At 70.8% G+C, this 10,375-nt stretch carries 10 protein-coding genes and 1 pseudogene; 1 reads left to right on the top strand and 10 read right to left on the bottom strand.

Annotated elements, in window-relative coordinates:
• A pseudogene (locus K7862_RS36570) lies at positions 1 to 224 on the top strand (PRC-barrel domain-containing protein); the annotation flags it as partial.
• Here the strand turns inward: K7862_RS36570 and K7862_RS36565 are convergent.
• The 10 genes from K7862_RS36565 to clsA all read right to left on the bottom strand — a co-directional run bounded on the left by K7862_RS36565 (position 143) and on the right by clsA (position 10,273).
• Positions 143 to 1,552 (bottom strand): DNA polymerase IV, encoded by a 1,410-nt coding sequence (locus tag K7862_RS36565; protein WP_222970025.1) that lies wholly within the window; start codon positions 1,550 to 1,552, stop codon positions 143 to 145. The pseudogene K7862_RS36570 and the gene K7862_RS36565 sit on opposite strands and share 82 nt — an antisense overlap.
• A 121-nt stretch (positions 1,553 to 1,673) precedes the next feature.
• Positions 1,674 to 2,321, bottom strand: a complete 648-nt coding sequence (locus K7862_RS36560; RefSeq protein ID WP_222970023.1) for a MerR family transcriptional regulator — start codon at positions 2,319 to 2,321, stop codon at positions 1,674 to 1,676.
• A 166-nt stretch (positions 2,322 to 2,487) separates the two neighbouring features.
• Entirely contained in the window at positions 2,488 to 2,961 is a 474-nt protein-coding gene (locus K7862_RS36555; protein ID WP_222970021.1) for a bifunctional nuclease family protein, read from the bottom strand.
• 102 nt (positions 2,962 to 3,063) lie between these two features.
• Positions 3,064 to 3,843: a transcriptional regulator FtsR gene (gene ftsR, locus K7862_RS36550; protein ID WP_222970019.1), complete on the bottom strand. Its 780-nt coding sequence runs from the start codon at positions 3,841 to 3,843 to the stop codon at positions 3,064 to 3,066.
• Positions 3,844 to 3,898: 55 nt separating this feature from the next.
• Complete coding sequence (locus tag K7862_RS36545) at positions 3,899 to 4,738, bottom strand: double zinc ribbon and FHA domain-containing protein (protein ID WP_262414358.1); 840 nt, start codon at positions 4,736 to 4,738, stop codon at positions 3,899 to 3,901.
• A gap of 58 nt (positions 4,739 to 4,796) precedes the next feature.
• Positions 4,797 to 5,801, bottom strand: a complete 1,005-nt coding sequence (locus K7862_RS36540) for a DUF881 domain-containing protein (RefSeq protein WP_262414357.1) — start codon at positions 5,799 to 5,801, stop codon at positions 4,797 to 4,799.
• Positions 5,802 to 5,808: 7 nt separating this feature from the next.
• Entirely contained in the window at positions 5,809 to 6,141 is a 333-nt protein-coding gene (locus K7862_RS36535; RefSeq protein ID WP_222970017.1) for a small basic family protein, read from the bottom strand.
• On the bottom strand, positions 6,138 to 7,082 hold the full coding sequence (locus K7862_RS36530) for a DUF881 domain-containing protein (RefSeq protein ID WP_222970015.1): 945 nt from the start codon (positions 7,080 to 7,082) through the stop codon (positions 6,138 to 6,140). Before K7862_RS36530 ends, K7862_RS36535 begins: the two co-directional genes overlap by 4 nt.
• A gap of 63 nt (positions 7,083 to 7,145) precedes the next feature.
• A complete protein-coding gene (locus tag K7862_RS36525; protein ID WP_222970013.1) occupies positions 7,146 to 9,641 on the bottom strand; it encodes a sugar phosphate nucleotidyltransferase in 2,496 nt (831 codons plus the stop codon).
• A gap of 23 nt (positions 9,642 to 9,664) precedes the next feature.
• The gene (gene clsA, locus K7862_RS36520) at positions 9,665 to 10,273 is read right to left on the bottom strand and encodes a cardiolipin synthase ClsA (protein WP_222970011.1); all 609 of its coding nucleotides are present in this window, start codon (positions 10,271 to 10,273) and stop codon (positions 9,665 to 9,667) included.
• Positions 10,274 to 10,375: the final 102 nt, after the last annotated feature.

Here is a 10,375-nt window from a genome sequence, read left to right as displayed (position 1 = left end):
ACGCCTTCGTGCCGCTGGAGCCCAGCGAGGTGGTGAACGACGTGCTGCGGGTGCCCTACCGCAAGGCCCTGATCAGGGACGCGCCGGACTTCGGCGTGGGCCGGCACCTGTCCCCCGAGCAGGAACTGCAGCTCTACCACCACTACGGCATGGACGTGCCGAGGTCGGGCTCCGACTCGCCTCCGCCGCCCGACCGCGACTTCGGCGAGGTGGCCGGCGACTGACCGCCGGCCGCGACCAGGGGGAGCGGTTCGGTGTGTGCCAGGGCCGGGTCGTCCACGGCGAAGGTCCGCACCCGCCCCGGCACGGTGTCCGTCGGCACCTCGAAGCGCACGGTGACCCGGCCGACCCCGCTGCCCTGCACCCAGCCGGCGCCGTACTCCTCGTGCGTGACGTCCTGACCCGGCAGCCAGTGGTGGGTGCGGTCCGGCTGGGGACGCGGTTCGGCGGGCAGTTCCGGAACGAACTCCTCACCGGGTTCCTGCTCGCCCGCGTGCTGCGCGAACAGGTCCTCCTGCGTGAAGTCGGCGAGCCCGGCGACGCCGACGCCGAGCAGCCGCACCCCGCCCGTGGTGTCCACCGCCTCCACCAGCCGGCGGGCGGTCTCCCGCACCACGGCGGGGTCGTCGGTGGGGGCGCGCAGCGTCTCGGAGCGGGTGAGCGTCGAGAAGTCGTACCGCCGGACCTTGACGACCACCGTCCGGCCGGACCGCCCGGCGCCGCGGAGCCGCTGCACGCAGCGGTCGGCGAGCCGGTCGATCTCGTAGCGGACGTGGGCGCGGTCGTGCAGGTCGCTGTCGAAGGTGTCCTCGACGGAGATGGACTTCACGTCCCGGTCGGCGACCACCGGGCGGTTGTCGAGGCCCGCGGCCATGGCGTGCAGCGAGGCGCCGTGGGCCTTGCCGAGCAGCCGGACGAGTTCCGCCTCCCCGGCGTGCACGATCTCGGCGACGGTGACGATGCCGGCCTTGCGCAGGTGTTCCGCGGTGGCCGGGCCGACGCCCCACAGGGTGCGGACCGGCAGCGGGTCGAGCAGGGCGCGCTCGGTGCCGGGCTGGACCACGACCAGGCCGTCCGGCTTGGCCTGCTCGGAGGCGATCTTGGCGAGCAGTTTGGAGCCGGCCAGGCCCACCGAGGCGGTCAGGCCGGTGATGGCCCGGATGCGGGCGCGCAGGCCCTCGGCGACCGCGCGCGGGTCGTCGGCCAGGTCGCCGGCCTCCAGGTCGACGAAGGCCTCGTCGAGGCTGAGCGGTTCTATCAGCGGCGACACCTCGCCGAGCAGAGCCATCACCGTCTCACTGATGCTGCGGTAGATGCCGAAGCGCGGGAAGAGGTAGGCGGCGTTGGGGCAGAGCCGCCGGGCGTGCGCCATGGCCATCGCGGAGTGGACGCCGTGCACCCGCGCCTCGTAGGACGCGGTCGACACCACGCCGCGGGGCCCGAGGCCGCCGACCACGACCGGCTTGCCCCGCAGACTGGGCTTGGACGCCTGCTCCACCGCGGCGAAGAACGCGTCCATGTCCAGGTGGAGGATCGTCGGCGCACTTCTCACACTGTCGATCGTGCCGCATGCCACCGACATCGGCCGTACACGTGTACGGTGCGGCGGCCGTGTCCCGCCCGGTTCGGTCCCGTGGCGGGGTGGCGGTGGCCGTGACGGCCGGCGGGAGGGGTCAGACGGCGCGGTTGCGGCGCCGGGCCAGTTCGTCGGCCGGGTTGTGCCCGACGAGGGTCTCGCCGGTGTCCACGCGCTCGCCGTGCATCTGCGACAGGGCGCTCTCCACGTCCCGCCAGACCACGCCGACCGCGATGCCGAAGATGCCCTGGCCGCCCTGGAGGAGCTCGACGACCTCGTCGGGCGAGGTGCACTCGTAGACGGTCGCGCCGTCGCTCATCAGCGTCATGCGGGCCAGCTCGGAGGGCCCGACGGACCGCAGGTGCTGGACGGCGGTGCGGATGTTCTGCAGCGAGACGCCGGTGTCCAGCAGCCGCTTGACGATCTTCAGCACGACCACGTCGCGGAAGCCGTAGAGCCGCTGGGTGCCGGACCCGTAGGCCGGCCGCACGCTCGGCTCGACCAGGCCGGTGCGGGCCCAGTAGTCGAGCTGGCGGTAGGTGATGCCGGTCGCCGCGCACGCTGTGGGTCCGCGGTAGCCGATCTGCTCCCCCGTGGTGTCGGGGGCGGAGCCGCCGCCGGAGTCATCCGGGGCCACCCGGGCCAGGTTCCCCCCGCGGAGAGGAAACGCACCGCCGGGCACCCGGCCGTCTCCGGTGCTTCTCACGCCGCCCTCCGTCCTTCGCCGCCTCGCAGCCGCGCGCATGTGCCACGAGACTTTCCACCTTGACGGTAGGCAGTCGCCAGGGGTGCGTCAACGATCGCCACACTCGGCACGCCGAGTGATATTCACCCCACGAGTGGTTTCATCCGACCGCGCACCGGGAACGACTCCCCGGATGCCCGCACGGTGGAGCAACCTTGCCCAGCCCCTATTGGTTGCTGGTACCGAAGTCCTCCGGCGAGATCTGGTCGAGGAACTCGCGGAACTTCTCCACCTCGTCCTCCTGCTCGTCCGGGATCGCGATCCCCGCGTCGTCCAGCACGCCGTCACTGCCGTAGATCGGCGTGCCGGTGCGCAGAGCGAGCGCTATGGCGTCGGACGGGCGGGCACTGACCTCGACACCGCTGGCGAACACCAGCTCCGCGTAGAAGACGCCTTCCCGCAGATCCGTGATGCGCACCTCGGTGAGGCTCTGCCCGACCGCCTCGAGCACGTCCTTGAAGAGGTCGTGCGTGAGCGGGCGCGCAGGAGTCATGCCCTGCTGCGCGAAGGCGATGGCCGTCGCCTCTCCCGGCCCGATCCAGATGGGCAGGTACCGGTCGCCTCCCACTTCACGCAGGAGCACGATCGGTTGGTTCGAGGGCATTTCGACCCGGACACCCACAACGTCGAGCTCGTTCACACAGCAACCCTAGGCCGTGCTCGCCGGGTTTGGGTAGTCGGGCAGTCCCCGGCGCGGCCGCCGGACCCCCTCCCGGAAGCCCGTCGGCCCCGGAATCACGCCTCAGGGCAGGCGTACGCGCAATGCGGACTGAACCATCGCGGCATGCAGCCGAACGGACAGCGAGGCCAGTTCCCTGGCCGTGGTCTCGGCGTGCGTCCGGGTCTGCGGGTTGCGGTGCCGCCGCAGCGGCGCGACGACCTGCTCCACCAGGCCGGCCTCCCGGTCCGCGGCGGCCTTCACCGCCCGCAGGTGGCGGGGCTCCAGGCCGAACCGCCCGAGTTCCACGATCAGCCGGGCGATGTTCACCGTCTCCGCGTCGTAGCCGCCGTCCCGGCCGGCCGCCACCAGCCCGTAGGACTCCCACTGCTCCAGCTCGGCGTCGTCCGCGCCGGTCGCCGCCAGCAGCTCCTCGCGGCCGACCCGCAGCTCCGCCAGGACGTCGCCGCCCGCCTCCGGGTCCTCCACGGCGTCCTGAGGGCCCGCGGGCCCCGGCAGCGCCACTTTCTTCCGGCCGCCCTCCAGCGGGGCCAGGGTGCCCGGCTCACCGCGGTCCAGGGCGTCCAGATGCTCCCGGATCACCCGCAGCGGCAGATAGTGGTCGCGCTGCACCCGCAGCACGTACGCCAGCCGCTCCACGTCCCGCGGGCCGAACTTGCGGTACCCCGACGGGGTCCGCTGCGGCTCCACCAGACCCTCCGCCTCCAGGAAGCGGATCTTGGAGACGGTGACCTCGGGGAACTCGTCCCGCAGCCTGCTGAGCACCGCGCCGATGCTCAGCAGCACGCCGTCCGCGGAGGGGGCGGCGGTGCCGCTTCCGGCACCGCCTGGTGTTCTCGGCACTGCACACCCTCCCTCGGGGACCCGCCCGGACGGATCCGGGCGGGGGCCGGCGGGGTCAGATGCCCCGCTGGCTCGCGTAGAAGACCAACCGGTACTTGCCGATCTGCACCTCGTCGCCGTTGGCCAGCGCCACCGAGTCGATCCGCTCGCGGTTGACGTAGGTGCCGTTCAGGCTGCCCACGTCGGACACGGTGAAGCCGCCGTCCGGACCGCGCCGGAACTCCACGTGGCGCCGGGAGACGGTGACGTCGTCCAGGAAGATGTCGCTCTGCGGATGGCGTCCCGCGGTGGTCAGCTCACCGTCCAGCAGGAAGCGGCTCCCGGAGTTCGGGCCGCGCCGCACGATCAGCAGCGCGGAACCGGGCGGCAGCGCGGCGACCGCGGACTGCGCCTCCGGCGACAGCGACGGCACCGGCGTCTGCCCGGTGGCCTCGGCCTCGTACGCCTCGATCCCCGAGATGGAGATGGTGGACGTGGTCTCCGAGGGGCGCTCGAAGGGCGCGCCGCCCGCCCTCAGCGGCGCACCACAGTTCGAGCAGAAGCGGCTGGCCTCCGCGTTGGTGTGTCCACACCTGCTGCAAACCGGCAAGCCGAACCCTCCACCCGTGGCTGACGTCGCTGGATCCCCGAAACCTATGCGTCCGGCCGAAGCGGGGTCAACAGGCGCCACGCCGTGGCCGCCGGAAAAATCCCCGCCCGGTCCCGCCACGTCGTTCCTGAACAGCGGGCGGTCCCCGGGACCGCCCTGGCCCTCCTCGGTCAGGTGCCGCGGGGCACGGTGACGCGCCGTCGCCGGGTCCCCGGACTGCCGCGCGCTCTTGCCGAACAACTTCCCAAACAACTTCACGGGCGATTCCCCTTGAAAGAAGCAGACCCGCCCGTGGGGCAGGACCAACCCTCGCTACTCACAGTTTCCACCACTCAGCACCCGACCGTTTCCCAGACCCCCTGCCTCACTGGGATGACCGAGCGTAGTCAGGCTGCTTCGACGGCCGCAAGGCGTCCACGACGATCTTCTGCGATCGCACCACATCGGCCGTGGCCTGCTCCTTCTCCAGCGTCTGCACGACTCCCCCGGGGATGTTCAGCGCCGGTTCCAGGTCCTGCGGATTGCCGATCACCTTGAAGACGTACGGCTGTGACACCTTGTGCCCGTCGATCCGGACGCCGTCCGCACCCTGGGTGAAGTACGTGTCCGCGACCACGCGCACGTCGTTGATCTGGATGGCCTCGGCCCCCGCCGCCCGCAGCTCCTGCAGCGCGTCCAGCAGGGAGTCGGCCTCCACGCCGCCGTGCGGGTCGGTGATCGTCAGCGTGATCCCCGTGCCCTCGGCGCGGACCGTGCCGGCCAGGATGCCCAGCTGGGCCTCCTTCTGCTGGGTCTGCTTGAGCGCCTCGGCAGCCTGGTTGGAGCTGGTCTCCAGCTGGGAGCGCTGGCTGTCCAGCCCGCGCTTCTCGTCCTGGAGCCGCTGACTGCGGTTGTCCAGCTCGGTCAGGATGCGGACCAGGTCCTCCTGGCGGGCGCCGCGCAGCGCGCCGTTGTCGCTCGTCGTGCGCACCTGGATGGCCAGGCCCAGTCCGAGGACGAACAGCAGCAGGGCCACGATCAGCTGGGCACGGGAGAGCCGCGGCGGCCACAGGCCCCGCGCCAGGCGCTGGCGGCCGGTGACGGAGGGTTCCCCGCCTTCCCCGCCTTGGCCTTCCCGGCCTTCGCCGTCCACGCCGGCGGCGGCCGCCGGGCCCTCGGCCGCGGCCTGGCCCACGCGCTTGTGCTCGGCCCTGTGCTCCGCCCTGTGCTCGGCCCGGTGTTCCGCTTTGTGCTCCGCGCGGTGTTCCGCTTGCTGCTCGGGCCGGTGGTCCGCGCTGTGCCCGTCCTCGCGCGCCGCGCCGGCCGGCTCCCGCGCCGGCCCGTGCTCGGGCCGCTCGCCGGGCTCGTGGGGGGTGGTGTCGTCGCTCATGCGTGTGTCACGCCCGGAAGACGTGCCGGCGAATGGCGGCCGCGTTGGAGAAGATCCGGATACCGAGGACGACCACGACACCGGTCGACAGCTGCGCGCCCACGCCGAGCTTGTCGCCCAGGAAGACGATCAGGGCCGCGACGACGACGTTGGACAGGAACGACACGACGAACACCTTGTCGTCGAATATCCCGTCGAGCATGGCCCGGACACCGCCGAACACCGCGTCGAGCGCGGCGACCACGGCGATGGGCAGGTACGGCTCCACCCCGGACGGCACGACGGGGCGCAACACGAGGCCGACCACGACTCCCACGACGAGGCCCAGTACGGCGATCACTTCGAACCCTTCCCGTTCGCGGCACTGTCGGCCTTCTCATTGCCGGGGACCGGCGTGGCATACCGCACGACGATGCTCGGCGCGGCGGGCAGCCGCAGTTCGTCCTGGACGCCCATGCTCGCGCGGATCCCGTAGTCGTCCTTCAGCACCTGCAGGTACTGACCGTCCGCGCTGTCCTGGAATGTGCTGCTCAACCGCTTCCCGTCCCCGATCGCCAGCACCGTGTAGGGCGGTGCCAGCGGTTTGTTGTCGACCAGTATGGCCTCACCCGCCGCCCGAATGGCCGACAGCACGGTCAGGCGCTGCCCGTTCACCGAGATCGCCTCGGCGCCGGACGCCCACAGGCCGTTGACCACTCGCTGCATGTCGCGGTCCCTGACCCGCCCGGTGTCCGAGAAGCTGCTGCTCTCCCGCGGGCCGCCGGTGTTCCCCTGCGACGCCTCCTTGGCATCGTCCACGACCAACTTGACGCCCGGTCCGGCCACGGGGGTTGCGCCCGCGAGCAGTTCGAGCAGCGCGGCGTTCCCCGCCCCTCCCTGGTCGCCCAGCGCGGACTGCTGCTCGGCGGAGACCGTGTCCCGCAGCGCGTCGACGTTCCGTTGCAGGGCGTCCGCGCCGCGGGTCTCGGTCTGGATCCGGTCGATGAGGTTCTGCCGCTCCTTGGCCTCGGTGGGCGCCGAGAACTGCGCCTGGGCCGCACCGAGCGTCACCACGATCGCGGCCAGCACCAGCCCGGCCGCGAGCCACAGCCGCCCGCTCAGCGCCGACGGCAGCCGCGACGTGCCGACGGCGCCGCGGCGTGCGGCGGCCTCCGCGTACCCGTCGTCGAGGCTGTGCTCCATGACGTTGGTGAGCAGCGACATCGACGCGTCCGGGCGCCGCTGAGCAGCCCCGGGCACGGGGCTGCTCCGAACGGGTGGCTGCTGCGGCATGCCGCACATCGTTGCACGTCGGGGCCTTCACACTCGAATGGCCCCCTCGCAGCGACCCCTAACGGCGTCCGATCACGGGCCGGCGCTCTCGACGATCTCCGACCACTCCTCGAGCATGGCCTGCGCGGAGGCGTCGTCCGGACCCTCGGCCCACAGGTGCGTCACTGCCTCCGCCGGGTCGGGCAGCACCATCACCCAGCGCCCGTCGGGCTCCACCACGCGCACGCCGTCGGTCGTGTCCACCGACCGCTCACCGGCCAACTCCACGACCTTGCGCATGACCGATCCCTTGACCGCCCACGGCGTCGGCACGTCCCGCTTGAGGACGTGCGCCCGCGGGATCCGGGCGTCGATCTGGCTGAGGGTGAGCTGCGTCCGGGCCACCAGGCCGATCAGCCGTACGAACGCCGCGGCACCGTCGAAGACGCTGCTGAACTCCGGGACGATGATGCCGCCGCGGCCGTCGCCGCCGAAGATCGTGCCTTCCTCGCGGCCGACCCGCGTCAGGTCGTCGGGTGACGTCGTCGTCCAGGTGACCTGCGTGCCGTGGTAGGCCGCGACCTGCTCGGCAATGCGCGTGGTGGTCACCGGAAGGGCCACCCGACCGCTGCGGCGCTCGGCCGCCACCAGGTCGAGCAGGACCAGCAGCGCACGGTCGTCCTCGACGATCCGTCCCTGCTCGTCCACCAGCGACAGCCGCTCGCCGACCGGGTCGAAGCGCACGCCGAACGCGGCCCGCGCCGAGGCGACGATCTCGCCGAGCCGTACGAGGCCCGCCCGGCGGCCCTCCTCGGTCTCGGTGGGCCGTGCCTCGTCCAGGCCGGGGTTGATGGTCAGCGCGTCCACGCCGAGCCGGCCGAGGAGGCTGGGCAGCACCAGGCCGGCGCTGCCGTTGGCCGCGTCCACGACCACCTTCAGCCCGGAGTCGGCGATGCCCGACGTGTCGACGGCCCGCAGCAGGGCGCCGGTGTACGAGTCGAAGACCGTGGCGGGGAACCGCAGGTCGCCGATCTCGCCGGGGAACGCGCGGCGGTACTCCTGCCGCGCGAAGACCCGGTCGAGCTTGCGCTGGCCGGCCGCGGACAGGTCGGCACCGCGCTCGTCGAAGAACATGATGTCCAGGGAGTCCGGGCGGCCCGGCGTGGTCCTGATCATGATGCCGCCGGCACTGCCGCGCGCGGTCTGCTGACGCGCCACGGGCATCGGCACGTTCTCCAGGTCCCGGACCTCGATGGCGCTGGTCTGCAGCGCCGAGATCACCGCGCGCTTGAGCGCACGGGCGCCGCGGGAGTGGTCGCGGGCCGTGGTGACGGTCGCGCCCTTCTTCAGCGTCGTGGCGTAGGCCCCGGCCAGCCGGACGGCCAGTTCGGGGGTGATCTCCACGTTGAGGATGCCGGTGACACCACGGGCACCGAAGAGGTGCGCCTGTCCGCGGGACTCCCAGATGACCGAGGTGTTGACGAACGCGCCGGCCTCGACGGTCTTGAACGGGTACACGCGGACGTTGCCCGAGATGATCGACTCCTCGCCGATCAGGCACTCGTCACCGATGACCGCGCCCTCGTCGATCCGCGCCGCTCGCATCACGTCGGTGTTCTTGCCGATCACACAACCGCGCAGATTCGTCTGCGGGCCGACATAGACGTTGTCGGCGATCACGGCCTTGTGCAGGAAAGCGCCGGTCTTCACGACGACGTTGGATCCGATGACGCTGTGCTCGCGGATCTCCGCGCCGGCTTCGACCTTCGCGTAGTCGCCGATGTAGAGCGGGCCGCGCAGCACGGCGTCGGGGTGGACCTCTGCGCCTTCGGCCACCCAGACGCCAGGGGAGATCTCGAAGCCGTCGATGTCGACGTCGACCTTGCCCTCGAGAACGTCCGCCTGGGCCTTCACATAGCTCTCGTGGGTTCCGACGTCCTCCCAGTAGCCCTCGGCGATGTAGCCGTAGATGGGCTTTCCTTCCTTCATCAGCTGCGGGAAGACGTCGCCCGACCAGTCGACCGACACATCGGGCTCGACGTAGTTGAAGACCTCGGGTTCCATGACGTAAATACCGGTGTTCACCGTGTCGGAGAACACCTGGCCCCAGGTCGGTTTCTCCAGGAAACGCTCGACCCGGCCCTCGTCGTCAACGATCGTGATACCGAATTCCAAAGGGTTGGGCACACGCGTCAGGCACACCGTGACGAGTGCGCCCTTGGACTTGTGAAATTCGATGAGATCCGTCAGATCGAAATCGGTGAGCGCGTCACCGGAAATCACGAGGAAGGGCTCGTCCTTCAGCGCCTCTTCGGCGTTCTTGACGCTTCCGGCCGTCCCGAGCGGCTTTTCCTCGTGCGCGTAGGTGAGGTCCATTCCGAAGTCCTCGCCGTCCCCGAAGTAATTCTTCACCAGGGAGGCGAGGAACTGGACTGTGACCACCGTCTCAGTCAGTCCGTGCCGCTTCAGCAGTGTCAGAACGTGCTGCATGATCGGGCGATTCACCACCGGCAGCAGCGGCTTGGGCATGCTCGAGGTCATTGGGCGGAGGCGAGTACCTTCGCCGCCGGCCATCACAACCGCCTTCATGTCGAAAACGTCCTCCTCGTGACTCAGTCAGCCGTGGCGTCCGCCCGCACAAGCTGCCGGACCTGCACCACATAGAGGATCCCTGCCCACCAGTACAGGGTTGTACCCCATCCTGTGAACGCCCAGCCGAAAACAGACGCCACAGTCCCGAGCCATCCGCTGCTGTCGCTGAGCAGCAGCAGCGGAAAGGCGTACATGAGGTTGAAGGTAGCCGCTTTCCCGATGAAGTTCACCTGGGGTGGGCCGTAGCGGTGCCTCCGCAGAATCAGCAGCATCACGCCCATCATGGCCTCTCGGGCCAGCAGCAGCACGGTGAGCCAGAGCGGCAGGATGTCCCGCCAGGTGAGGCCCACCAGGGTGGACAGCACGTAGAGCCGGTCCGCGGCCGGGTCGAGGATGCGGCCCAGGCTGCTGATCTGGTTCCAGCGCCGGGCGAGTTTGCCGTCCAGGTAGTCGCTCACACCGCTGAACGCCAGCACCAGCAGGGCCCAGCCGTCGACCTTGGGGCCGCCGAACTCGGGCCAGAGAATGAGCCACAGGAACACCGGGACGCCCACCAGGCGCGCCATACTCAGGATGTTGGGGATCGTGAAGATCCGATCCGTTTGCACCCGTGTCTCCTGGACCTCCACCGGGTCCCCTCCTGCTTGTTACGACGTGCGGACGTTGCGCGCCGACTCTACCCCAGACGCAAAAATGGCCTGACCCCGGATCCTGGATCCGGGGTCAGGCCA

The organism is Actinacidiphila acidipaludis, from assembly GCF_019890725.1.
Lineage (GTDB): Bacteria > Actinomycetota > Actinomycetes > Streptomycetales > Streptomycetaceae > Actinacidiphila > Actinacidiphila acidipaludis.
This window is presented reverse-complemented; position numbering and strand designations above follow the sequence as displayed.

What these genes read in the sequence shown, in the direction of transcription:
- K7862_RS36560 (WP_222970023.1), bottom strand. Translation starts at nt 2,321, where the DNA reads ATGCGCGCGGCTGCGAGGCGGCGAAGGACGGAGGGCGGCGTGAGAAGC.
- K7862_RS36540 (WP_262414357.1), bottom strand. Translation starts at nt 5,801, where the DNA reads ATGAGCGACGACACCACCCCCCACGAGCCCGGCGAGCGGCCCGAGCAC.
- K7862_RS36530 (WP_222970015.1), bottom strand. Translation starts at nt 7,082, where the DNA reads ATGTGCGGCATGCCGCAGCAGCCACCCGTTCGGAGCAGCCCCGTGCCC.
- K7862_RS36525 (WP_222970013.1), bottom strand. Translation starts at nt 9,641, where the DNA reads ATGAAGGCGGTTGTGATGGCCGGCGGCGAAGGTACTCGCCTCCGCCCA.